This is a genomic window from Blautia hominis (assembly GCA_002270465.1).
Lineage (GTDB): Bacteria > Bacillota > Clostridia > Lachnospirales > Lachnospiraceae > Blautia > Blautia hominis.
Window position 1 is genome coordinate 826,135 of sequence record NQOF01000001.1, and the last position, 23,566, is coordinate 849,700.

Sequence of the window (23,566 nt, forward strand, 5' to 3'; positions counted from 1 at the left end):
CAGCATTTTTATCTGTTATTCACTTTTCATCTTATGTCTGAACACCAGCACAGCTATCACGTCCACCACAGCCGCATAGGCCAGCACCCATGTAAGTTCCGGCATGATCCTGCTGTATTCCCCTGCAAGCGCATATCTTCCCGCGTCCACAGCGTGCAGAAACGGAAGGCATTCAGCCAGCTTTTCAAACACACCGCCAACCATAGCCGGATCAAACCAGGTCCCGGAAAGCCATGCACTCAGGTTGGTGAGCAGTGCGCCGCAGGCACCGCCCACCTGTTTATCATTAAACACACTGCCGCACAACAGGCCAATTCCAATAAACAACAGTGCTGCCGGTATGGAGACCAACACAGTCAGCAGAATATTGAAACTGGGGGAAAGTCCGAGGATCATTGCAGCCGCAAAACATATCAATACCTGTACTACTGTCATTGGGATCAGCGGCAGCGTATAACCCGCAATGAAATCCCCTGCCCCCATTGGTGAGGCAAACAGCCGCATAATAAAGGAACTCGTTCTGTCTTTTGCAATGATCATACCGGAAAACAGCGATATAAATGACATCCCAAACACAGCGATCCCCGGCGTCAGCTTATCTATCTGAAACATATCCACCGGAGCATTTGCCCCAATAAGAGACAAAAGCAGCAGCAGGATCACAGGAAACCCAATGCCGAATCCCAGGCTCGTTTTATCCCTCAGGATCTCCTTCGCGTTACGTGACGCAAATGCCATTGTTTTCATGATATACCACCTCCTCTGCACAACACAACAAACGCTTCCTCAAATGTTTCCTTACCCGCCTTTTTTGTCAGTTCTTCTGCTGTCCCCACAGCAAAAAGCCTGCCCCCGGCCATAATACCGATCCTGTCGGAAAGATTCTCCGCCTCCTCCAGATAATGGGTGGTTAGCACCACTGTCACTTTCCCCTTCAATTTTTCAATCATGTCCCACAGTTCCCTTCTTGCCAGCACGTCAAGCCCCAGTGTAGGTTCATCCAGAAAGAGAATTTCCGGTTCTGAGATAAGCGCCATAGCAATAGAAAGCCGTCTCTGCCACCCTCCGGAAAGCATCCTGGCCTTTTTTCCCGCAATTTCCCCAAGACTGCACCTCTCTATCATATCCTTTGCCTTAGCACCAGCCTCCGCTTTTCCGATCCCGTAAATACCGCAGACAAACTCTAGATTTTCCCGCACGGTCAGATTGGGGGCCACTGCTGTCTCCTGGGGGGAAAGATTGATTTTTCCCTTCACCTTCATAGGTGCAGTCACCACACTGTCCCCCAAAAGATGAGCGTCTCCCCCGCTGGGCGCAGTGAGGCAGGATAACATTTTGATGGTGGTTGTTTTTCCCGCTCCATTGACACCCAGAAGTGCAAATAACTCTCCCTGTTCCACAGAAAGACACAGGGCGTCCACAGCGGTCACGTCCTTATATTTCTTTGTCAAATGATTCGTCTCGATAGCCTTCATCAAATCTTCCTCCCTTTTCCAGGATCTCTTTTGCCAACGTCATAAAAACTTCCGTCTTCACCATGGCAAGCCCCTGTTCTTCATCCCCAAGTATCAGAAGACTGTCCCCGGGTTTGATCCGAAAAATATCCCTCGCTTTTTTAGGTATGACGATCTGTCCCCGCTCCCCAACATTTACAGAACCAAATACATGTTTTCCCTTTGGCGGTATCTGAAGTCCCTCTTTTTTTGCCTGGTAATTCACCAGATTATCTAAACTTACCCCATACAGCTCGGCAAGCGCCATGGTATTATCCAAATCCGGCATCGTCTCCCCGCTCTCCCATTTCGCCACTGCCTGGCGGGAAACTCCTATTTTCTCGGCTACCTCCTCCTGGGAGTAACCCCTCTGTTTGCGCAGTGTATTCAAATTCGCAGAAATCATATTTTTCACACTCCTTTCTATCCAGTATAATCCCTGAATCCATATAGTTCTACCAATCTGTCTTAACAGATCCTGTTATTTTCAGTTGCCTTTTTAACAAAAAAAGGAAAGGTATGGGAAGACTGCCCAAATCTCAGCAGCCTCTCCATGCCTCTCCCATATCCCTAAATCTACCCGTATATCTCCGGATGCTCTCTCAGGATCTTTTCTGCCAGTTTCTGGCTCTCAATACAGACCTCATCCATGATCCGATCCACATCGGGAAATCTCCACAAGCCCATATAGGACTTAAAGATCACGTCCGGTATGCTTCCCTCCATCATCTCCAGGCTGTCATCATAGAGCACCAGTGTCCGCTCCATACTGACGGAAATAAAATTGCCGTACCATCCCATCTTCTCCGCTTCCTCATCAGACAGATCCTGTCTGTAATTGTCACGGATACTCATATAAGTCTCCACGCCTGACTTAGCTATCACATCAAGCAGTATGTCATTGCGCAGTATATCTCTGTAGAAGGCCTCATATTTTTCTGAGGATAACACCATGTAATTCAGATTGACCAGAAGCCCGGAGTATAAGATGGGGTTTCTGTGCCGGTTCACATACATTTTTGCAAAGGCAGCAAACCGGTGGTACATCCGCTGTACAATCTCCAGCGCAATGTCACGTTTTGTCTTAAAGTGATAGGCTACCAGCCCCAGACTCACATCCGCGGCAGCCGCAATCTGCCGCATACTTGTCTTTTCATATCCTTGCTCTATAAAAAATTTCCGGGATACGTTCAGAATCTCTTCTTTCTTGTTTTCCTGTTTTTTCCCTTCCCCTGCAGCTGCTCCCATAAATATTTCCTCGACTTTTCTTAAATATTCCAGCACTCCCATAATAGCAGTCCTGTTTTTAGAAGTCAACCATTATTGTCCACTTTCCACCTCTTTACTGCCCCTGCGTTACTGTTCACTCCGCAATGTCATTTAGTTAAATTTCATGGTTAGATTCCTTAAGGGGATCTACCGCAGCTGCGCATCCCCCACAAACGCACAAAAGACCGGGCAACAACTGTTTTTTCTGCCCTGAATCGGAAAATCTCCCTGCCTCGGCAGAGAGATTCCCGCTTGATCCTTTATTTCAGCCAAATGCTTGTATTCTCTTACTTGCAGCTGCAGTCTATGGCATCATTCGGACAGTTCATGGCACAGCGTCCGCACTCCAGACATCCAAAATGTTTGATCTCATATTTGCCGTCAGCCGTAGGATGGATCACATCCTCCATACAAGCCTCCTCGCAGGTACCACATCCTACACAGCGCTCCTGATCGATCACATAAGCCCAGGGACGTACTTCCGCACCGCCGAAACAGAAACGCAGGCGGCAGACAATATCATCATCCGGAAGGTGGAAGATCTCGCCTTCTCCGCTGTCCAGTATGAATATGCGGAACATATCCAGGTCTTTCCTGTACAGTGCCTTGGTCCCGGGATTCAGCTCCCAGTATTTTGTATAAATCTCCGGATGTTTTTCAGGTTCAATCTCTGTCACATGGGCACTCAGCCTGACACTTGCAGATAAGCGTTTCACCGTATCGCGGATAATGGTCCCCACCACGTAAGGATTTTTCTGAAGCTCATAATACACGGGTTTTCCCTTTGCAATACCGATATAAAAGTTGCCTGCATCATCCAGATAGTGCACCTCCAGACCTCTGGCTGTAGGCATTTTCCCATCGATCGCAGTTGTGCCGAACACCATATAGCCCACTTCATGTACAAACTGAAAGGCTGCGTTTTTTATTTCTTCATTGGAACTTTCTTCTGTCAGCCCCAAAGCCGGAGCCGGATTAAAATCTGACATTATAATTCCTCCCAATCACGTTTTATCTTTGGTATCCTCTATGCTTCCTCGTAGCTTACCTCAATCTCCACCTTATGGAACTTCTGGCGGATCAACGGGTAAATACATGCAACAGCCAGATAAACTAAAATTCCAATCACATAATTCATGTGGATTTCCAGACATTCATAGTATACAAATGCCGCGCTGACAATGGCACCCATCACACATAAAAATGTGTATAACTTGTCATTGATATGGAACTGAGAGCGCTTCCAAATCTCCGGTATTTTCTTAGGCATAGTGATAATTGCCAGGCACAGGATAACCTGTACACAGTTAGCCAAAGTATTTCCGATATTTGCAATGTCTCCCACATTCATGCCGCTCAATATAATAACAGAGCAGAGCACATAAATGGTCAGGATGATATAATGAGGCGTACCGAATTTTTCATTACGTTTCGCAAAGATCTTAGGCCACCAGCCGTCCTCTGCAGCCTGTGCGATAGGCGCCTGCAGCCATCCCAAGTTCGCGTTCAGGGATGTGACCAAAGCCACCATGGCACCGCCCACGATGAAGAATATGTACAGCGGGGTAGGCAGGATTTCCCTTGCCACCTTAGAAAGGTTCTGACCGGCTACATGTTCAACCGGGAACACACCTGCTGCAACTACACCGACACCGATGTACAGAAGTGTAACGATCACAGTACCCACAACAATACAAAACGGAATATCTTTTTTCGGATTCTTTGCCTCGCGGCTCATATTGATAATAAAGGTTGCGCCGCTGGTCGCCATGGACAGCAGTGCTGCTGCGGACATCACACCTGTAAATCCGCTTGTAAAGAACTGGTTCTCATCAAAATACCCCGGTTCCAGATGGATAATACCAAACCCTGTAAACACAAGCAATGCGATAACCAGAATGATCACCAATGCATACTGTACTTTTGCCGCCACCTGGATACCGCAGAGATTCAAAACCACAAATATGGTCAGGATCGCAAAAGCAACCAGCTTGCCGTTAATCTCCGGAAATGCAGAGAGCACGTAGTCTGCAAAAGATGCGGAATACATAGTCGCACCGAAGAAATAACTGACAAATACCACAGAATACAAGCCCGCAAACCACTTGCCGCCGAACATAGCCGCCTGCGTATAAAAACCGCCGTTCATACGGATCGTTCCTGATAAGAAGAACTGCGGCAGAGCCACAATGGTCACCATAACCGCACAGATAATATAAGACAGGACAATAGAACGTCCCGTAATTCCAATGGCAAGGCCTGTCATTGTCATAACACCGCCGCCGATCACGTTGCCGATCGCAATCGCAAGCAGATCACCGCGGCCTAAACTTTTTGAACCATCAGCATTTGTTTTAGCCATAATTTTTCACCTCTCACACGCATCCCAAACCTCAAGTTTCCCCTTTTTCCTTCAAACGGCAGATCAGTGCCGTGTCTGCCTGCGGACATTTGGTGTAACAGATACCGCAGTCGTCGCAGTCCATCTCTTTTATGTAATATTTCCCGTCTTCCTTCTGATGGATGGCACGCTCTACACAGTTTTCCTGACAGACCCCGCAGCCCACACATTCCTCTGTAATGCGGTAGGTCATAGGTCTTATCTCTTCCCCGCCAAACGCAAAACGCAGGCGGCGTATTCTCTCGTTGGCATACAGGTGGAAGATTTCCCCTTCCCCTCTGTCAATTTTATAAAGTGCCACGATATCAAAATTTTTCCGGTACATTTCTTTTGTGCCGGGATTTAATGTAAAAAATTCATCCCATACCGCCTGGTCTTTTGTCTCGCTGACCCAGGCACTCAGACGCAGGGAATACCGCTCGTCGATCAGCGTATTCATCACAAGCTGAGGACGTCTGCAAAGCTGTTCATATGTGGGTTTTCCCTTGGATGTCATAAAATACAGATTTCCATCGCTCAAACGGTTGAAATCCAGGATCCTGTTTTCAGGCTGTCCCTCATTCACCGTTGCCGCAGGCATAAAACGAATCTTTCCGATAAGCGCAAATGCCTTCTCCCTTATTTCCTCCATGGAATCAGCATCCGTAAGGCCCCATAAAATCTCTTTTTCTTCCATACGCATGTTCCCCTTGTCTACTTTCCCTCTCCTACCTCAATAAACTTTCCGCCAATATTCTTTACGATCTTGCCGGCCTGCTCTCTCACATATTCACTGGTGAGCAGAATGGTCATAAAGCAGTGAGGACGGATGATCTTTTTATAAACGATCGGACAGTGTTTTACCCCTGCCGGACAGTAGATACATGTGTTTTTCGTAATGGTGTAGGGTTCTCCGTCAATATAAAAATCCGCTTCCCCCCACACTGCGTTGATGTCATCCCCCACGCCGTTGTAATTCGGCATGAAAAATACCAGCTCATCCACATCATGAACATGTTCATCCACATAAGGATTCTTATTGGGAATCTCATAGAACCAAGACAGGCTCATGTTCACCTTACAATCCGGAAACAGATCCGAAGAGCTGTATGTCTGCCCCAGTGTTCTTCCCGTCTTGATATCTCCTTTGTCGTCCCTTACATCGTCCATGACCGGCGGTACATAATCCGGAGAAATGATCAGATGCTCCCATTTCCTATTACCCATTTTTTTACCTCCCATATGCAGCGCTTTCCCGGTGTGCACTTCCGGAAAAGAGCTGGAATTTAATTGCCTTCTCTTTCACTGTACGCGTTCAGTCGAATCTTGTCTATATTATACTGAACATGTTCAGTGGTGTCAAGTAAAACACTGCCTTTTTATTTCACTAAAGTATATATGGGTTACTGATCACAGGCCACTGTACCGGGAGGCGTTTTCATACCAAAAGCATGAAAATCCCGAGTTAGCCAGCGCCAAAATGCAATTTATTGCATTTTGTACCCTAAAGGGCAGAACTGTGCATCGCGAAGCGCGTTGTTGGACACGAGATGAACAGTAACATATATGGGTTATTGTTCACAGGCCGCTGTACCGGGAGGCATTTTCATGCCAAAAACATGAAAATCCCGAGTTAGCCAGCGCGATATGGGGCAGAATGCTCCATATCTATGCATCGCGAAGCGCGGTACTGTGCAAAGAGCTGCGTTTTTAGTATACTGTGAACAGTAACATATATGGTGCCTCCCGTCCCCGTCGGAAGTTTTTTTAATAGCTGAATGCAGAAAGGCCGGAACTTTTTTCAAAGTTCCGGCCTCATCTTTTTATTCTTCTGTTTCATCTTTTTTGTTGGCTAATCTCTCAAAGACCATCTCATAACCGTCATTGCCATAATTCAGGCTTCTGTTTACACGGCTGATCGTAGCTGTGGAAGCTCCTGTCTTCTCAGAGATATCCAGATATGTTCTCTTATCCTTCAGCATCTTGGCAACCTCAAAGCGCTGTGAAAGGGAAAGGATCTCATTTATTGTACACACATCCTCAAAAAAGAGATAACACTCTTCTCTGTTCTTTAAACTGAGGACAGCATCAAACAGGGAGTCTACTGCCTCCGTATGAATTTTCTTGCTCATATACATACATTCTCCTTATTGTTTAGTTTTCACCCCAAGTGTAGTAACACATCACCCGTATATATAGTAGCACACTAAAATTTTAAAGTAAAGCAGTCTTGTGCGATTTTTTTGCACTAAACTATTAAATTTTTATTAATTTTTGTATTTGTGCACATATTTCTTCCATTCTTCTACAGAACGGTTCACGATCAGCTCCTCCGGAAACTCCATGGCCTCCACAATCTTTTCTGAATAACAGCGGCAGCCAATCAGTTCATCCACATGGGCATCGCTGTTCATGACAATGGGAACTTGATATTCCATACAGTAACGGAGCATGGTCCTCACGTTCTCCTCCCCGTTTTCCCTGCTGCAGCGGGGGTCCAGGGAATTGTTGTTCAGCTCCAGCAGGACATGATGCTCTTTGGCGGCCTGCACAAGTGCCAGGAAATCTACGGGATAACGCCCGTCATCAGGGTGCCCGATAATATCCACATAAGGATTCTTCATAGCTCCCAGATAGGCATGGGTATTCTCCTCTCTGCTTCCCGGTTTGATCGTGGGGATATGCATACTGGCAATGACCACATCCATCCGCTTTATAAGACGTTCTTCCATATCCAGTTTCCCGTCATAATCCATAATGTTCGCCTCAACACCAAACAGCATCTCCACTCCGAACATGCTGCGGTTCAGCATTTTTGTGTTATCAAAGTAAAATGCATTGCAGGTGCCTGGCATGGCAATCCCATGCTCTGTGATTCCCAGCAGTTCCAGCCCCTTTTCGGAAGCAGCCATTGCCATCTCGCGGATCGTATTGTATGCGTGTCCGCTGGCAAGGGTATGAGTATGTACATCCAGAACGTATTTCATTTTCTTCACCTCATATTTGAATAGAAAACATATAATACCGGCTTTCTATGTAAAAGATCCATCACACAATTTCACTGTGACAGTATATCACACTTTGCCGTGGAAAAGCAACAATAATAGCATTGTTTGCTATACAGAGGAAAGGCGGAGGCATTTTAAGGCAAAAATAAACTGCTGTCACGGACTTGTCATGCCCTGTGACAGCAGTTATCGCTGTGTCTCGCCAAACGGCTGTTTCCTGCCCGCCTGGCTATTTAATTGGATCTGTCTAAATGATCTCACTGAAAAGATCTTTTACGGTAGGGTAAATCTTTGCAAACTTGCGGTATTTTTCCTCATATTTTGCTGCCAGTTCCGGTTCCGGCTCCACGGTGCCTGTAACCTTCACGATCTTAGCGGCTGCATCCTCAACAGAAGCAAATTCCCCGTTTGCCACAGCGGCCAGCATGGCGCCGCCCAGAGCCGGGCCTTCCTCGGATTCGATGACATCCACCTTGATATTTAAAATATTGGCGATCATCTTTTTCCACAGCGGGCTCTTTGCTCCGCCGCCGCAGATTTTTGTGCGCTCAATTTTAATGCCAAGGGATTTTGCGACTTCAAAAGAATCACGGATGGCAAAAGCAACACCTTCCAGTACGGCCTGCGTCATATCCGCTCTTGTGCTGTCCATAGTAAGACCAATGAAAGTACCTCTGGCATTTGGATTGTTGTGCGGAGAACGCTCTCCCATCAGGTATGGCAGGAAATATACATTATTCTCGCCAAGTTTCTGGATCTTTGCCTGCTCTTCTGCATAGTCCTTAGTTCCGATGATCTCATCCATCCACCATTTGTTACAGGACGCGGCGCTGAGCATACAGCCCATCAGATGATAGCATCCGTCTGCATGGGCAAAGGCATGAAGGGCATTGTTAGGGTCCACGCCGAACTCTTTGCTGGAGATAAAGATTGTACCGCTGGTCCCAAGGGAAATATTGCACATGCCGTCCCCTACGGTTCCTGTACCTACCGCTGCGGCTGCATTGTCGCCTGCCCCTGCCACGATCTTGCAGGAAGCCGGGATGCCCAGGTCCTTTGCAAGTTCGGGCTTCAGTGTGCCTACTGTCTCATAGCTTTCAAAAAGCTTTGGCATCTGTTCTTCTGTGATTCCGCAGATATCCAGCATCTCTTTTGACCAGCAGCGGTTCTTTACATCCAGAAGCAGCATACCGGAGGCATCTGACATGTCACAGCAGTGTGTACCGGACAGTTTGTATGCCAGATAATCTTTTGGAAGCATGATTTTTTTAATCTTATTAAAGTTTTCCGGTTCATTTTCCTTTACCCAAAGTATCTTAGGTGCGGTAAATCCGGCAAATGCAATGTTTGCTGTATACTGGGACAGTTTATCCTTTCCGATCACCTGGTTCAAATAGTCTGTCTCCCTGCCTGTTCTTCCGTCATTCCACAGGATAGCCGGACGGATCACATTGTCCTGCTCATCTAAAATAACCAGACCGTGCATCTGTCCGCCAAAGCTGATGCCTGCCACCTGGCTCTTGTCGCAGTCTGCAGTCAGTTCCCTGATCCCTTCCAGGCTCTCTTTCCACCAGTCCTCCGGCTTCTGCTCAGACCAGCCGGGATGAGGGAAGGAAAGGGGGTATTCCCTGGAAACGATCTTTTCTATTTTGCCTTCGCCGTTCATCAAAAGCAGCTTTACGGCAGAAGTTCCTAAATCCACGCCAATGTATAACATGCTATATTCTCCTTATTAGAGGCTGCTCTTTCGGGCAGCCTCCTGAATTTTGTCAGTAAATAGCTCTATGGTTTAAGCAAATGGATTTTCTGTAGGATACAGAACACCCTTTGGCTGATTATAGTTGATCTCTTCCACTTCTACGCCTAAGTATTTGAATACTTCATACAGTGCTTTTCCGAAGTGTCCGAAAGCTACAGCGCCGTGATGCGGGTAATTCTTCTCTACCAGCACGTGACGGTAGAAACGTCCCATCTCCGGAATTGCGAAGATACCGATGGCTCCGAAGGAACGGGTTGCAACCGGCAGAACCTCGCCCTGTGCGATATAAGCGCGCAGTTTGCAGTCTGCTGTGCTCTGGAGACGGTAGAATGTGATATCACCGGGCATGATATCTCCTTCCAGTGTTCCCTGTGTCACTTCTTCCGGCAGGGTTCTTGCCATGATCATCTGATATTTCATGGAGCAGAAGGAAAGTTTTCCTGATGCTGTGTTGCCGCAGTGGAAGCCCATAAAAGTATCTTTATGTGTATAGTTGTATTTTTCTTTGATCTCTGTCTCATACATATCAGCCGGAACGGTATTGTTGATGTCCAGAAGCGTAACGGCATCCTGGCTGATAACAGTTCCCAGGTACTCGCTTAAGGTTCCCCAGATATCTACTTCACAGGATACGGGAATACCACGGCCTGTCAGACGGCTATTTACATAGCAAGGCACGAATCCAAACTGAGTCTGGAATGCAGGCCAGCATTTTGTGGTCAGTGTCACGTATTTTCTGCTGCCCTTGTGAGCTTCAACCCAGTCAAGGAGAGTGATCTCGTACTGAGCCAGTTTAGGCAGGATCTCCGGTTTCATATTGCCTTCGCCCAGTTCCGCTTCCATTTCTTTCACAACATCTGCGATTCTCGGATCGTCTGCATGGTTGTTGAAAGCCTCGAACAGGTCTAATTCAGAATTCTCTTCAATCTCTACGCCCAGGTCATAGAGACGTTTGATAGGTGCATTACATGCCAGGAAGTTTGTGGGACGGGGTCCGAAGCTGATGATCTTCAGGTTTTTCACAGCTACCAGCGCACGGGCGATAGGTGCGAACTCAGCGATCATCTCCGCCACTTCTTCCGGAGTTCCTACCGGATATTCCGGAATATATGCTTTTAAGTTGCGCAGTTTCAGGTTATAGCTTGCATTCAGCATTCCGCAGTATGCATCTCCGCGGCCCTGAACCAGGTTGTCGCCTCTCTCCTCAGCAGCGGCTACTACCATAGACGGTCCGTGGAAATATTTTACCAGGAGAGTCTCTTCTGTCTCAGGTCCGAAGTTGCCCAGGTATACAACAAGTGCATTACATCCGGCCTCACGCAGTTCTTTTAAAGCTTTCTGCATGTCAGTCTCGCTCTCTACAACGGTGGGACATTCATAGATTTCACCCTTGTAAGCGGCTGCTACCGCTTTTCTTCTGTTCTCAGACAGAGACATGGGGAAACAGTCACGGCTTACAGCCACAATACCAAGTTTTAATTCCGGCATGTTTGTTAAATTCATAATCTTAATCCTCCTGATTTTATATTGGTTGGTTTTTCTTTCAAGTCAAAACGGATATCCGCGATCCGCTCCGCTGTCTGCTCATATGATGAAGCGAGATTAACAGTCTTTTACAGACAGATTCTCACCGATCAGTCCCTCGAACGCGCCTTCGATCTTGGCGTCCTTGTGGGCGATCAGCCATTTATTTCTGGCAAAGAGGAGCTTATCCTCAACGGTGTTGTTCTGCACGGCAGGTGCGTCTGTGTTGGTCCCCTTTGGAAGGATCACTGCAGTACAGAATTTATTTCCGTTTACATTGCATGGGGCATAGTGCAGGGTGGTTGCGTAAACTTCGATCACGGTTCCTGCGGGTACTAAAAATGCTTCCATTTTCGATGTGTCGTATGTATTGTCTGCTTCGATGTCCTGCTCTTTTCCGAGGATCAGGATCAAATCTGTCAGCGCTGCGTTCACTTCACTGTCTCTGTGGTATTCCACAGCGTTCAGCAGGTAGTTGCTGCCATTGCAGTAGCCAATCTGAATGGGCATTCCGCCGAACAGGCTATAAGCAATTTTCTCAGCACATTCACAGGCTTCCAGCTTCTCATCTGATGCAACGTAGATGACATCGTCCGGCTTCGGAGTTTCCTCCAGTGCTTTCAGAAGACTGCTCACATCAAGACCTTCCACGACCTTACCATAGGCCTTGAACCGGGCATCCCTGACGTTTAAGATTTTCATGGGAATTGACCTCCTTGGGAATTAGTTTATCCATTAAACTATATGTTTATGCTACCATTGACGGAGGGAAAAATCAAGATGTTTTTTTAAAAAAGTGAATGTTTTTTTGGAGGGGGGGACGGGAGGAGGGGCGGGGTGTGGATATTTGTGGCCGCTCGACGTTTCAGGACCTGTGAGCTAACCAATAACTGCGGCTAAGACGTTCGCCCAGTGGGGCTCACGCCTAAGTCTCCGTAATTGGTGGATCTCACAGATCCTTCCACTTAACCTCGCTGCCACAAATATCCACACCCCGCCCCTCCTCCCTGACGTTCTCTGCCGGTAGTGAAAAGCATGTCACTTTTGTAAGTGGGATAAAGGGCAAAAAACAAGACAGAATTCAGTCCTCTGAGTTCTGTCTTGTCCGGTTATTTTAATATGATGTCTTTTTCAAAGTATTTTTTTGAAATTTCTGTTAGGGTGCCGTCTTTTATCAGGGGGGTTAGGGCCTGGTTTTGGATGGCGGGGATTAGGCAGGTGCCTTTTTTGCCGAATATGGCAAGTTTGGGGTAAGCGGCTTTTTTGCCCAGTTTGTCCTGGATGCCGGAGACGTCGGCGTAGGGTTTGGTGGCGGAATAGTGTTCCTGGTTCCAGTCCGTGGTGCCTACGGTAATGACGCAGTCATATAGGTCAGCATCTAAGGAATTTAAGAGGTTTTCTTCTGTTGTGTCTATGATTTCCAGGGTCAGACCCAGTTTTTCTGCTATCTTGGCGGCTGTCTCCGGGGCGAAGCCTGCCGGTTTCGCTGTGCTTTCTTCTACATAACCCATGGAACCGTCGTCTAAATGTATGCCTACTTTCAGGACGCCTTTTTCTATGGTTGTGATCTTTCCCTCACCTTCACAGTCTTTTGGGGTTCCGCATCCGGTCAGGGCTGCGGCTGTCAGGATGGCTGCGGCCAGAACACAGACGATACGGCAAAATTTATTTTTCTTCAATGATAACCACCTCATTTTCTTTGCTTTCTATAAAAATATCATAAATGGTAGGTTTGTGCAGGCTCTGCGGCTGTCCGGAGGCAGTCTGCTTTTGCCCGGCATTTTAACATATCCACGTAAAAAAACATAACATGCCTGCTTCTTTTTGTCAAATGGCTGTGGAAATTTTAAGAAAATGGGGCTGGAGCCGGATATCGTTACGGTTCACGATCCAATGTCCCGGGAGGATACTATGAACAGTAACCGGATATCAGTTACTGTACACTCCGTGTCCAGTAACACGCTTCGCGATGCACAGATATGGAGCATTCTGCCCCATATCGCGCTGGCTGCCTCGGGATTTTCATTCTTCCGGCATGAAAACGCCTCCCGGTACAGTGACCTGTGTACAGTAACGGATATCAGATACCGAAATACGAACGTTTGTTTTTTTACTTGTAAAAGATTTTTCCTTTTGGTATGATAATAGAAAGCAAACAGTAACTGTGAAAATATAGAACTGTTACAGCTAACAACGGAAAGGTCTCTGGATATGAATGCATGGAATGGAAAACCCTATCACTCTTTTGATCATATGCTGAAGGAACGGTTTTCGGAGAAAGTATATAAGGTAGCTCTGAACGGAGGGATGACCTGTCCTAACCGTGACGGTTCTCTGGGCAGCCGGGGCTGTATCTTCTGCAGCGCGGGAGGTTCCGGGGATTTTGCCGGCGACAGGGATTTGTCTGTCACTCAGCAGATTGATGAACAGGCCGCTAAAATACGCAGCAAAAGGAATGCCGGCCACTTTATTGCATACTTTCAGGCATACACCAATACTTACGCACCCGTGGAATATCTCCGGAAAATTTTTACGGAGGCAGTTTCCCATCCCGATATTGTGGCACTGTCCATTGGGACCCGGCCTGACTGTCTGGGTGAGGATGTGCTGGATCTGCTGGCTGATCTGAATGAGCAGAAGCCTGTATGGGTGGAGCTTGGACTGCAGACCATGCATGACAGCACTGCGGCTTATATCCGAAGGGGCTATCCCCTCTCTGTTTTTGAGGATGCAGTACAAAAGCTGAGGGCACGGGATCTGGAAGTGATCGTGCACACCATTCTGGGACTTCCCGGCGAAACTAAGGATGATATTCTGGAGACCATCTCCTATCTGAATACACAGGATATCCAGGGAATCAAGCTGCAGCTTCTGCATGTCCTGAAAGGCACAGATTTGGCAGAGGATTATGAGAACGGCAGATTCTCTGTATATACAATGGAGGAATATATAGATCTTGTCATAGCCTGCCTGGAACACCTGTCCCCCCGCATTGTCATTCACAGACTTACCGGGGATGGGCCCAAAGAACTTCTTTTAGCGCCGCTTTGGAGCAGCGCCAAGAAGACAGTCCTCAACACCCTGCATCATGAATGTAAGGTCCGAGGCGCTTACCAGGGACGGCTTTACACAGATTCCAATGTACACAAGAGGGCATGAAAAAGGAGGATTCTTTATGGCTGAACCACTCACTTTATACAAACTGATAATACTGTACATGCTGCAAAAAGTGGATTTCCCACTGAGCAACGCGCAGATATCCGGATTTATACTGGACAAAGGATATACCAACTACTTTCATCTCCAGCAGGCAATCTCTGAGCTGATCGAGTCGGGTCTGGTGCGCTCCGAGACTGTGCGCAATGCCTCTTATCTGAAGATTACAGATTCGGGGAATCAGACATTGGAATACTTTGGGGAGGAGGTTTCCGCTGATATAAAAAAGGATATCAGGGAATTCTTCCAGGAGAACTCCATGGAACTGAAGGAGGAACGCTCCGCCATGGCTGACTACTACAAAAGTGATAAGGAGGGTTATCTTGTCCGCTGTCAGGCAAAGGAACGTGATATCCCTCTCATAGATATGACACTGACCGTGCCCACAAAAGAAGCCGCAGAGGCGCTGTGCGCGGCATGGAAAAATAAAAGTAAACAGGTATATGAAAGCCTGCTGGATATGCTCCTGTGAGCATTGCGTGGCTTATGGCATATTGACTGTGCCATAAGTTACACAATGCCCGCCGGGCATGTCCGGAAGGCTTTTCTTTCCGGGTCCGAACCAGTAGGAGCGGCATCCGCCAGGCTATAACCTGAGGTATGCCCGTCACCGGCCTTTGCGGATCCTGTCCAGATGCTCCCTGATATTCTTCTCATACCCATTTTCCGTAGGCTCATAAAACCGGCTGCCCAGTATCTCTGTAGGAAGGTACTGCTGCTCCACATAGTGGTTGGGATAATCATGGGCGTATTTATAGCCCACCCCGTGTCCCAGCTTGGCGGCCCCTTTGTAATGGGAATCCTGGAGATGCGGGGGCACGGTTGTGCGTACAGACTTCACGGACTCTGCAGCATTGAAAACCGCCATACAGGCAGCATTGCTTTTCGGTGCACTGGCTACATAGGTCACGGCCTGGGAGAGGGTGATCTGTGCCTCCGGCATTCCAAGTCGTTCCACGGCCTGGGATGCTGCCACTGCCACTACCAGTGCCTGGGGGTCTGCATTTCCCACGTCCTCTGAAGCGCATATCATGATCCTCCTGGCAATGAATTTAATATCCTCCCCTGCGTACAGCATTTTAGCCAGATAATAGACTGCCGCATCCGGGTCAGAGCCACGCATACTTTTTATGAATGCGGAAACCGTGTCATAGTGGTTGTCCCCGGTCTTGTCATAGCGCACCACCCGCTTCTGGATACACTCGGAAGCCACATCAAGGGTCACATGGATCTTTCCGTCTGCTGCCTTTTCGGTGGTCAGCACAGCCAGCTCCAGGGCATTCAGGGCCGCCCGCGCATCCCCGCCTGCTATATCCGCCAGAAATTCCCGGGCATCTTCCTCCAGCTCCACGTCATAGCTCCCCATCCCTTTTTCCACATCTGTTGCAGCCCGGACCAGCAGCCTGCTGATATCCTCCCGCTCCAGGGGCTTCAGTTCAAAGACAATGGACCTGGAAATCAGGGCACTGTTGACCTCAAAATAGGGATTTTCCGTGGTTGCACCTATGAGTATCAGAGTTCCGTCCTCCACAAAAGGCAGAAGGTAATCCTGCTGTCCTTTATTGAAGCGGTGTATCTCGTCAATAAAGAGAATGGTCTTCTTCCCGTACATGCCCAGATAGTCCTGGGCTTTTTTCACTACTTCCTCCATGTCCTTTTTTCCCGCAACCGTTGCGTTCATCTGCTGGAACTGGGCGCTGGTGGTGTTGGCAATAACCTTTGCCAGTGTTGTCTTTCCCGTACCCGGAGGTCCGTAGAAAAGTACACTTCCCAGTTTGTCCGCCTTGATGGCACGGTAAAGCAGTTTCCCTTTACCGATGATATGCTCCTGCCCCACCACCTCTTCCAGCGTTGTGGGGCGCATCCTGGAGGCCAGGGGAGACTCATTCTCCAGAGTCTGTTCTTTCATATAATCAAATAGATCCATTATTTTCTCCTATTCCAGCAACAGTTCATCCACTGTCACAAATTGGTACCCTTCCTCTGTAAGCGTATCCACTATCTGCAGAGCGGCTTCCACAGAGGTGTCAAATATATCGTGCATTAAAATAATATCACCTTCCCCCACATCTTTCACTACCCTTTTTACAATTTTTTCAGTATTTTGCGTTTTCCAGTCCAGGGAGTCCACATTCCAGGATACCGGAATCATGGTGATACAGAAATCTAGGTTCTTTTTCCACGAACCGTAGGGCGGACGGACAAAGGAAGAATAGGTGCCTGTGGTTTCATATATCTTATTGCAGCCTTTTAACACCTCATCCCTGGCCTTGGATTCGGATAATTTATTAAGCTGCACATGATTGTAGGTGTGGCTGCCGATCAGATGTCCCTCCTCCTGGATCCGGTTGACCAGCTCCTCATTTCCTTCTATATTTTTTCCAATCAAAAAAAAGGTGGCATGGATACCACGTTCTTTCAGACCGTCCAGAAGCTTCGGGGTATAGACCGGATGCGGCCCGTCGTCAAAAGTCAGCGCAATCTTTGGGTGTTCCTCATCCGACAGTTCCCCCACTGTCTGTATATTCAGCTCTGAAAAAGAATCCGTGCTGTATTTCAGTGCTGCCGCTGCTGTCAGAACCAGAAGGACTGCCAGGCAGAGCCATATTTTATTTTTGCTCATATTGCAACTCCGGCCATACTGTTCCTTCTATTTATATGTATAGAATTTGGTGAAAAGACTTTCTCTTCCCAGGTCAATATGATAAAATATCCAAATAATGATTTTATCACGTTCATGAAGGCCGAAGAAACGTTTATCCAGGCCGAGGGAGGGATCTTTGACATGACATTTGACGTATTATCTTCACTGGCTGTCTACGCCCTGGTGACAGGCTGGTCGCCCGGACCTAATAATGTACTGCTGCTGAGTACCACAGGACAATTCGGACTGAAACGGAGTATGAAACTGATCACCGGTATATGGACCGGTTTTTTGACCATTATGCTTCTGTGTGCAGTCTTCAGCGTAGGGCTTGGCCGGCTGCTGCCCGGAGTGGTCCCCTATCTGAAATACATAGGCGCAGCTTATATCCTGTATCTGGCGTTTACCGTTCTCAAAAGAAAGCCTGTCCGCGCTGATGACGGCACGGGAAAAGACCCTTCCTTCGTCTCCGGCTTCCTGCTGCAGTTTATCAATGTGAAAGTCATCCTGTACGGCATCTCTGCCCTGAGCAGCTATGTTCTTCCATACGAGAGTAGTGTCCCGGCGCTGATTTTCTTTGCTTTTTTTCTGACCTTTTTCGGTGCCACGGGAAATCTGGTCTGGGCCTTGATCGGAAGTATCTTCCAAAAATGGTACAACAAATATTATATGGCATTTAATATTGTCATAGCTTTGCTGCTTGTCCGCTGCTCTGTAAAGCTGATTCTGTAAAACAATTTACCAAAACATTTTATCTCTGCCGGCATCTCCTTCCTTTTCATGAGCAGAGCAAAACTGCCGCAGGTGCGGCTTCCCTTTCCGGGATGCAGGCACCAGCGGCAGTTCTTATTTTTCGTTATTTAAAAGCATTGACTAAATCTTCGCCGTCATCATATCCCTGTGATCTCAGTTCTTTGATAAACCACGCATCGATCCCGTCAACTGCTTTTTTGAAGGAATCAATATCCAGATCATCATAAGCCGTCACGTCCATACCATTTTCTGTCTGCCAGCGGTTCAGGATCTCATCATCCCCGGCACGGTTGATCTCACGTTCATACCGGACAGCCTTCTGTCCGATCTCGTCCACAACCTCCTGCTGCTGGGGAGTCAGTTTGTCATAGACTTCCTGGTTGATGCCAAAGAACAGGCAGTCATAGTTGGCGTTCCACAGGGAACCGTATTTCTGTACCTCCTGGACACTGGCCGCGTCGATGGCGGGAAGGGGATTTTCCTGTCCCTCCACCGTGTTCTGCTGCAGGGCTGTGTAAGTCTCAGACCAGTTCATATTGGTGGCGTCAGCCCCCCACCGCTTGTAGCACTCCATCAGCAGGTTGGAACCTGCCACACGGATCTTCAGGCCCTTCATATCATCCACGGATCTTACTTCCCTGACAGAGTTGGTGAGCTGGCGGAATCCGTTCTCCGCCATGCCCATGCAATGTACACCGTACCCCTCCAGGATTTCCTTCATCTTCTCACCGGCTGCCCCGTCCAGCTTGGCATCCGCATCCTCCACAGAATCGAAAAGGAAGGGCAGGGACACCACATTGAAGCGCGGGTCAAAGGCAGAATAGATCAGGTTGGAGTGCATGGATATCTGTACCGGGTCACCGTTCATCAGGGCCTGAATGCCCTCTGACTGGTTTCCATTGGTGAGCTGATCTGCTGCGTAGACATTCACATGGATCTTACCGCCTGTGGCCTCTTCCATCATTTCACCAAATTTGCGTCCCGCCTCGGCCCAGGTGCTGGTCTCTGTGGTGGAGCAGGCAAAGTTCCAGGTCTGCTCTTCCCAGGCAAGGTCGCTTCTGTCCTCCACCTGATAGGCGTCTGATGTTTTGGCGGCAAAGGCTTCGATCAGCTCTTTCACCTCCTCTTCATCATATCCTTCACTGACCAGTTCCTCCTGATACCACTGCGGAATGTCCGCTACGGCTTCTTTAAAGGAATCAATATCAAGGTCCTCATAGGCTGTGATCTCCACACCGTTCTGCTCTGTCCAGCGCTCTTTGATCTCATCATCGCCGGAGCGGTTAATATGGCGCTCATAATCAACCGCCTTTTTACCTGCCTCGTCCACTACTTTCTGCTGTTTGGGTGTCAGGCTGCTGTAGAGTTCCTCGTTGATACAAAAGAACAGGCAGTCATAATTGGCATTCCACATGGAGCAGTATTTCTGCACCTCCTGGACACTGGCCGCATCAATTGCCGGAAGCGGATTCTCCTGGCCTTCCACCGTGTTCTGCTGCAGAGCCGTATAGGTCTCGGACCAGTTCATATTGGTGGCGTCAGCGCCCCATCTCTTGTAGCATTCCATCAGCAGATTGGAACCTGCCACACGGATCTTCAGATTTTTCATATCATCTGCGGTTTTCACTTCCCTGACAGAGTTGGTGAGCTGGCGGAAACCGTTCTCTGCCATACCCATGCAGTGCAGCCCGTATTCCTCCAGAAGGGCATTCAGCTTCTCTCCTGCCTCACCGTCCAGCCTGGCATCCGCATCTTCCACAGAATCAAAGATGAAGGGCAGGGATACCACATTAAACCGCGGGTCAAAAGCAGAATAAATCAGATTGGAATGCATGGAAATCTGTACCGGGTCGCCGTTCATCAAAGCCTGGATGCCCTCTGACTGGTTTCCATTGGTAAGCTGGTCGGCAGCGTAGACATTCACATGTACTTTTCCGCCTGTTGCTTTTTCCATCAGCTTTCCGAACTGTTCCCCGGCTTTTGCCCACGTGCTCGTCTCTGTGGTAGAACAGGCAAAGTTCCAGGTCTGTTCTTCCCAGCCCAAGTCACTGTAGTCACCGATCTCATTGTAATCTTCAGAGCTGTTGTCTCCCGCTGTGCTGCCTGTATTGTCCTTCAGCTTGGAGGTTCCCGTATAAGAGCTTCCGGCAAACGCTTTCGGCAGACACACAGAGATCTGCGGAATGTATGTGACCAGCAGCAGCACAGCTACACTGGCCGCTATCATAGGCACAACCGCCCTGGAGATCTGCTGCAGGCTGACTTCCAGTCCTTTTTTGATCTTAATACTGATAGCGACAAACAGATTGACACCCACAGGCGGCGTTACCTGACCGATTGCCAAGTTGACCGTTGCCAGTATACCGAAGGCTACCAGATCATATCCCAGAGCCTTGCAGACCGGCAGCATAATGGGAATAAATATGTACATAGCGGAATTGGCGTCAATAAAGCATCCCGCAATAAGGAAGATCACATTCACGATCAGAAGGAAAATAAACTGATTGTGGGCCACACTGCCCAGCAGCTCGGATGCCGCCTGGGAGATACCGAACTTTGTGCAGACAAAGGAAAACAGGGACGCACAAGCCACGATAAGCATGATACCGCCGGTAGTCTTGGCTGATTCCACGAAAATGTCGATCAAATCCCTGAATTTTACTTCCCTGTAAATGACCATACCCACAAAAAGACCGTATACCACAGAGACAGCAGCCGCCTCCGTAGGCGTGAATATACCGCCGTAGATACCGCCCAGGATGATGACCGGCATCAAGAAGCCCCAGAACGCATCGCCAAACGCGCGGAGCCTCTCCCCCCAGGTCGCCTTTTTTGTGGTAGGCTGGATGCCTTTTCTGCGTACCTCGATCATGATGACAAGGATCAGCGCAAGTCCCATGAGGATACCCGGCAGGATCCCCCCTGCAAACATATCCGCAATAGATACGCCTGTAATGGAAGCATAAACCACAAATGCAATACTGGGTGGTATGACAATGGCTATGGAACTGGACGTTGCCATCATAGCCGTGGAAAACGGTGCGGAGAACCCTCCCTCCTCCACCATGGCAGGAATTAAGACTGCGCCCAGCGCCGCCACCGTAGCTGGACCGGAACCGGAAATAGCGCCGAAGAAGCAGGCTACAATAACGCACACAATTGCGATGCCGCCTCTTCTGTGTCCCACACAGGTATTGACAAACTTAATGAGACGTTTGGAGATTCCGGCCTTGGCCATGATATTTCCCGACAAGACAAAAAACGGGATCGCCAGCAGCAGGAATTTGCTGATGCCGGAATACATATTGGTAGCCACGATCGTCAGGGATGTGCCAGAGTACAGGATCGCACACACAGAGGACAGGCCCAGACAGATAGCGATCGGAACATTGAGGATCAAGAAAATAAAAAAAGATATAAATAAAACCGCACTTACCACTTATGCCTCCCCCTTTCTCTTAACAAACTTAAAATCCGTGCAGAAATCAATACAGTATTCCACAAAATGCAGGATCATGAAGACTGCGCCAATAGGCACAAAGGACCAGAAGATCCATTCCGGCCAGTTCAGCACATAGGTCCTCTTTCCATTGGCAAGCTGTGTCAGCACCTTGTCCATACCGTACCGAAACAGTATGACCGTAAATACCACAGAGAGCACTGTCACAAGAATGACCATGGGCTTCTTTGTCTTCTTTGGCAGCCTGTCCGTAACCAGCGTCAGGCTTACCAGCTCTCCTTCCCGGCAGGCCAGAGCCGCTGCCATGAGTGTGATCAGTACAAAGACTGCCACCACCAGCTCTTCCGTAAATGACCAGGAGCGGTGTATCACCTTCCTGGAAAATACATTTCCCACGGTCAGGACCAGAATCAGCAGTGTGGATGCCGCCAGGATCAGCTTCTCAGCCGAAGCCAGTACATCCATGATTTTTTTGTAGACTTTCATCCTTTTTCCTCCTCTTTTATAACAGACATAAAAACTCGGCACACATCTGCCCGTGCAGCGCGTACATTCAGCGCATAGAAAAACCGCTGCCTCGGGATTAGACCTTTGGGCAGCGGCCATATGTTCCATACGAGTTAGGCGATTTTGGATTTAGCCAGCTCTGCCAGTGTTGCAAAGCCTTCTGCATCGTTGATAGCCATATCAGCCAGAACTTTTCTGTTCAGGTCAATGTTAGCCAGCTTTATGCCGTACATGAATTTGCTGTAAGACAGACCATTCATTCTTGCTGCAGCGTTGATACGTGCGATCCATAACTGTCTAAACTGACGTTTTTTCTGCTTTCTTCCTGCATAGGAGCTAGCCAGTGCTCTCATAACAGACTGTTTTGCAACTCTGTACTGTTTGGAACGTGCTCCTCTGTAACCTTTCGCCAGCTTTAATACTCTATTGTGTTTTTTCTTAGCGTTTAATCCGCCTTTAATTCTTGCCATTCTTGATTTCCTCCTATTTTAGAACCTATCCGATAATTAGATGTATGGTAAAATTTTCTTGATTGCTTTTACATTGCTTGCATCTGTGATAGCTGCTTTTCTCAGGTTTCTCTTTCTCTTCTGAGATTTCTTTGTTAAGATATGGCTCTTATAGGCTTTGTTTCTCTTTAATAATCCTGTACCTGTTTTTTTGAAGCGCTTAGCAGCAGCTTTCGTTGTTTTCATTTTTGGCATGTTTGTATTCCTCCTTAGACTCTTTTCGTGAACGTGTTTAACGTTTTTCTGTCAAATACATGGTCATTGTCCGGCCTTCCACCTTTGGTGCTTTCTCGATCACCGCGATATCAGCTACAGACTCTGCAAACTCATCAAGGATGTGTTTACTCTTATACATATGTGCCATCTCTCTTCCGCGGAAACGTAAAGTCACTTTAACTTTATTTCCCTTGGTTAAAAATTTTCTGGCATTATTGACCTTGGTGTTCAGGTCGTTTTCCTCAATATTAGGGGACAAACGCACTTCCTTAATCTCTATGGTTTTCTGTTTCCTCTTAGCTTCCTTTTCTTTCTGCGCTAATTCGTACCTGTACTTACCATAATCGATAATTTTGCAAACGGGCGGTTTTGCAGTCGGAGCAATCTTAACAAGGTCAAGCCCTGCCTCCATTGCCTGTTTCTGCGCATCTCTGGCAGACATGATTCCAAGCTGTTCGCCGTTGGCGCCGATCAGACGTACCTCTTTGTCTCTGATTTGTTCATTGATCATTAAATCGCTAATTGTAGTGCACCTCCATAATATTGATAAAACACTCTGTTATTGGCCGGTCAGGCGGCCCCACCTCATAAAACATCCTGAAAGAAACAAGAAAAAAATGGATAGACGACAATCGACTATCCACACATATCCGCATAAAGAAAACGCTGAAGGCGCTTCGTTTATTACCGTATTAACCATAGTCACGCGATTGTGCTAGGGTGAGAGTGGATACTCTGCTTTCTTTTTCTTCAGACTAGGTAAGTTTAACACAGCTATTTCACCGCGTCAAGTATAAAATATAAATTTGTTTATAATTTTATAAGAAA

24 protein-coding genes are annotated in these 23,566 nt (G+C 47.8%); 3 read left to right on the forward strand and 21 right to left on the reverse strand.

Features of this window, described 5'->3' with window-relative positions; genetic code table 11:
* Positions 1 to 15 precede the first annotated feature (15 nt).
* The 14 genes from CI595_RS03780 to CI595_RS03845 all read right to left on the reverse strand — a co-directional run bounded on the left by CI595_RS03780 (position 16) and on the right by CI595_RS03845 (position 13,112).
* Positions 16 to 747 (reverse strand): ABC transporter permease, encoded by a 732-nt coding sequence (locus tag CI595_RS03780; protein WP_095171851.1) that lies wholly within the window; start codon positions 745 to 747, stop codon positions 16 to 18.
* Positions 744 to 1,475, reverse strand: a complete 732-nt coding sequence (locus tag CI595_RS03785) for an ABC transporter ATP-binding protein (protein ID WP_095171853.1) — start codon at positions 1,473 to 1,475, stop codon at positions 744 to 746. The genes CI595_RS03780 and CI595_RS03785 overlap by 4 nt, the downstream gene beginning before the upstream one ends.
* On the reverse strand, positions 1,435 to 1,899 hold the full coding sequence (locus CI595_RS03790; protein ID WP_167388441.1) for a helix-turn-helix domain-containing protein: 465 nt from the start codon (positions 1,897 to 1,899) through the stop codon (positions 1,435 to 1,437). Before CI595_RS03790 ends, CI595_RS03785 begins: the two co-directional genes overlap by 41 nt.
* Before the next feature lie 170 nt (positions 1,900 to 2,069).
* On the reverse strand, positions 2,070 to 2,783 hold the full coding sequence (locus CI595_RS03795) for a TetR/AcrR family transcriptional regulator (RefSeq protein ID WP_095171857.1): 714 nt from the start codon (positions 2,781 to 2,783) through the stop codon (positions 2,070 to 2,072).
* A gap of 266 nt (positions 2,784 to 3,049) precedes the next feature.
* Positions 3,050 to 3,751 carry a 4Fe-4S binding protein gene (locus CI595_RS03800; RefSeq protein ID WP_095171859.1) on the reverse strand — a complete coding sequence of 234 codons (702 nt, stop codon included), beginning with the start codon at positions 3,749 to 3,751 and terminating at the stop codon, positions 3,050 to 3,052.
* 38 nt (positions 3,752 to 3,789) lie between these two features.
* A complete protein-coding gene (locus CI595_RS03805) occupies positions 3,790 to 5,124 on the reverse strand; it encodes an APC family permease (RefSeq protein WP_095171861.1) in 1,335 nt (444 codons plus the stop codon).
* Positions 5,125 to 5,155: 31 nt separating this feature from the next.
* On the reverse strand, positions 5,156 to 5,839 hold the full coding sequence (locus tag CI595_RS03810; RefSeq protein ID WP_095171864.1) for a 4Fe-4S dicluster domain-containing protein: 684 nt from the start codon (positions 5,837 to 5,839) through the stop codon (positions 5,156 to 5,158).
* 17 nt (positions 5,840 to 5,856) lie between these two features.
* Positions 5,857 to 6,369 (reverse strand): cupin domain-containing protein, encoded by a 513-nt coding sequence (locus tag CI595_RS03815; RefSeq protein ID WP_095171866.1) that lies wholly within the window; start codon positions 6,367 to 6,369, stop codon positions 5,857 to 5,859.
* A gap of 596 nt (positions 6,370 to 6,965) precedes the next feature.
* Positions 6,966 to 7,274: a YerC/YecD family TrpR-related protein gene (locus CI595_RS03820; protein WP_095172377.1), complete on the reverse strand. Its 309-nt coding sequence runs from the start codon at positions 7,272 to 7,274 to the stop codon at positions 6,966 to 6,968.
* A gap of 135 nt (positions 7,275 to 7,409) precedes the next feature.
* Positions 7,410 to 8,129 carry a phosphatase gene (locus CI595_RS03825; RefSeq protein ID WP_095171868.1) on the reverse strand — a complete coding sequence of 240 codons (720 nt, stop codon included), beginning with the start codon at positions 8,127 to 8,129 and terminating at the stop codon, positions 7,410 to 7,412.
* A gap of 268 nt (positions 8,130 to 8,397) precedes the next feature.
* On the reverse strand, positions 8,398 to 9,867 hold the full coding sequence (xylB, locus tag CI595_RS03830) for a xylulokinase (RefSeq protein ID WP_095171870.1): 1,470 nt from the start codon (positions 9,865 to 9,867) through the stop codon (positions 8,398 to 8,400).
* Between the two features lie 72 nt (positions 9,868 to 9,939).
* Positions 9,940 to 11,412: an L-fucose/L-arabinose isomerase family protein gene (locus CI595_RS03835; RefSeq protein ID WP_095171872.1), complete on the reverse strand. Its 1,473-nt coding sequence runs from the start codon at positions 11,410 to 11,412 to the stop codon at positions 9,940 to 9,942.
* 99 nt (positions 11,413 to 11,511) lie between these two features.
* Positions 11,512 to 12,135 (reverse strand): DUF4867 family protein, encoded by a 624-nt coding sequence (locus tag CI595_RS03840; protein ID WP_095171874.1) that lies wholly within the window; start codon positions 12,133 to 12,135, stop codon positions 11,512 to 11,514.
* 407 nt (positions 12,136 to 12,542) lie between these two features.
* Complete coding sequence (locus CI595_RS03845; RefSeq protein WP_162291796.1) at positions 12,543 to 13,112, reverse strand: transporter substrate-binding domain-containing protein; 570 nt, start codon at positions 13,110 to 13,112, stop codon at positions 12,543 to 12,545.
* Between the two features lie 532 nt (positions 13,113 to 13,644).
* Here CI595_RS03845 and CI595_RS03850 point away from each other — a divergent pair.
* Both CI595_RS03850 and CI595_RS03855 read left to right on the forward strand, forming a co-directional pair.
* Positions 13,645 to 14,592 (forward strand): tRNA modification radical SAM protein MnmL/YtqA, encoded by a 948-nt coding sequence (locus CI595_RS03850; RefSeq protein WP_095171879.1) that lies wholly within the window; start codon positions 13,645 to 13,647, stop codon positions 14,590 to 14,592.
* 16 nt (positions 14,593 to 14,608) lie between these two features.
* Positions 14,609 to 15,121: a DUF4364 family protein gene (locus CI595_RS03855; protein ID WP_095171881.1), complete on the forward strand. Its 513-nt coding sequence runs from the start codon at positions 14,609 to 14,611 to the stop codon at positions 15,119 to 15,121.
* A 135-nt stretch (positions 15,122 to 15,256) separates the two neighbouring features.
* Here the strand turns inward: CI595_RS03855 and CI595_RS03860 are convergent, their stop codons facing one another.
* Positions 15,257 to 16,576: a replication-associated recombination protein A gene (locus tag CI595_RS03860; protein ID WP_095171883.1), complete on the reverse strand. Its 1,320-nt coding sequence runs from the start codon at positions 16,574 to 16,576 to the stop codon at positions 15,257 to 15,259.
* A 9-nt stretch (positions 16,577 to 16,585) separates the two neighbouring features.
* Entirely contained in the window at positions 16,586 to 17,272 is a 687-nt protein-coding gene (locus CI595_RS03865) for a polysaccharide deacetylase family protein (protein WP_095171885.1), read from the reverse strand.
* Between the two features lie 162 nt (positions 17,273 to 17,434).
* Between CI595_RS03865 and CI595_RS03870 the strand changes: the two genes are divergently transcribed.
* Entirely contained in the window at positions 17,435 to 18,025 is a 591-nt protein-coding gene (locus CI595_RS03870; protein ID WP_158661590.1) for a LysE family transporter, read from the forward strand.
* 124 nt (positions 18,026 to 18,149) lie between these two features.
* On the opposite strand, the gene CI595_RS03875 is transcribed toward CI595_RS03870, so the two are convergent.
* From CI595_RS03875 to infC, 5 genes are all read right to left on the reverse strand, one after another.
* A complete protein-coding gene (locus CI595_RS03875) occupies positions 18,150 to 21,485 on the reverse strand; it encodes a TRAP transporter large permease subunit (RefSeq protein ID WP_095171890.1) in 3,336 nt (1,111 codons plus the stop codon).
* On the reverse strand, positions 21,486 to 21,992 hold the full coding sequence (locus CI595_RS03880) for a TRAP transporter small permease (RefSeq protein ID WP_095171893.1): 507 nt from the start codon (positions 21,990 to 21,992) through the stop codon (positions 21,486 to 21,488). It lies immediately after the preceding gene.
* Between the two features lie 134 nt (positions 21,993 to 22,126).
* Positions 22,127 to 22,483 (reverse strand): 50S ribosomal protein L20, encoded by a 357-nt coding sequence (gene rplT / locus CI595_RS03885; protein WP_095171896.1) that lies wholly within the window; start codon positions 22,481 to 22,483, stop codon positions 22,127 to 22,129.
* A gap of 36 nt (positions 22,484 to 22,519) precedes the next feature.
* Positions 22,520 to 22,717, reverse strand: a complete 198-nt coding sequence (gene rpmI, locus CI595_RS03890; RefSeq protein ID WP_033139420.1) for a 50S ribosomal protein L35 — start codon at positions 22,715 to 22,717, stop codon at positions 22,520 to 22,522.
* Between the two features lie 37 nt (positions 22,718 to 22,754).
* Positions 22,755 to 23,249: a translation initiation factor IF-3 gene (infC, locus tag CI595_RS03895; RefSeq protein ID WP_095171898.1), complete on the reverse strand. Its 495-nt coding sequence runs from the start codon at positions 23,247 to 23,249 to the stop codon at positions 22,755 to 22,757.
* Positions 23,250 to 23,566: the final 317 nt, after the last annotated feature.